The organism is Streptomyces sp. 13-12-16, from assembly GCF_002114215.1.
GTDB lineage: Bacteria > Actinomycetota > Actinomycetes > Streptomycetales > Streptomycetaceae > Streptomyces.
The window spans coordinates 1-748 of record NZ_NCTE01001211.1 but is presented as its reverse complement, the minus strand read 5'-3'; the positions used below and the strand labels follow the sequence as shown (position 1 = coordinate 748).

Annotated in this window: 1 protein-coding gene and 1 pseudogene; both read right to left on the bottom strand. The window is 76.3% G+C overall.

The window, feature by feature from the left end; translation table 11 throughout:
* On the bottom strand, positions 1-456 hold a 456-nt coding region (locus B7767_RS37885), incomplete at its 3' end, for a pantoate--beta-alanine ligase (RefSeq protein ID WP_179167469.1).
* Between the two features lie 70 nt (positions 457-526).
* Positions 527-748: pseudogene (locus B7767_RS37880) on the bottom strand (oxidoreductase); the annotation flags it as partial.

Sequence of the window (748 nt, the reverse complement as noted above, 5' to 3'; positions counted from 1 at the left end):
GGCGTCCTTCTGGCCGTACAGCGCGATGTCGGGGCGGGTGAGGTGGAGCAGTTTGGCGACGACGGTGAGCACGCCGTCGAAGTGCCCGGGACGGGCGGCGCCCTCCAGGCGTTCGCCCATGGGGCCGGCCGTGACGCGGACCTGGGGTTCGCCGCCCGGGTAGACCTCGTCCACGGACGGGGCGAAGACTGCGTCGGCGCCCGCCTGCCCGGCGAGCTCGATGTCGGCGTCCAGGGTGCGCGGGTAGCGGTCCAGGTCCTCGCCCGCGCCGAACTGCAGCGGGTTGACGAAGACGGTGACCACGACCTCGCCGTCGGGGCCGGCGATCCCCCGCGCGGTGCGGATCAGCGTGGCGTGGCCCTCGTGCAGGGCCCCCATGGTCATCACGACGGCGCGGCGGCCGGTACGCGCGCGTGCGTGCAGTTCGGCGGCGGTGCGCAGCAGGGTGGCGGTCATCGGGTGACTCCGTTCCGGGACGCGCGCGTCGTCGCGGGGGTGGGGTGGTCGGGGTGTCGGGGCGCGTCGCTCATCGGTCCTCCCCCGGGGTGCTTCCGGTGCCGTCGGCCCCGGCTGCTCCGCCGGCTCCGTCGGCGAGCACTCCGAGGAGGTCCTCGGCGAGTTCCGGTTTCAGCAGGCCGTGGGCGAGGGCCCGGTCGGCGGTCGCGCGGGCCATCGCCAGGTAGCCGGCGACGGCCCCCGGGGCGTGCCGGCGCAGCTCGGTGACGTGCGCGGCGACCGTGCCCGCGTC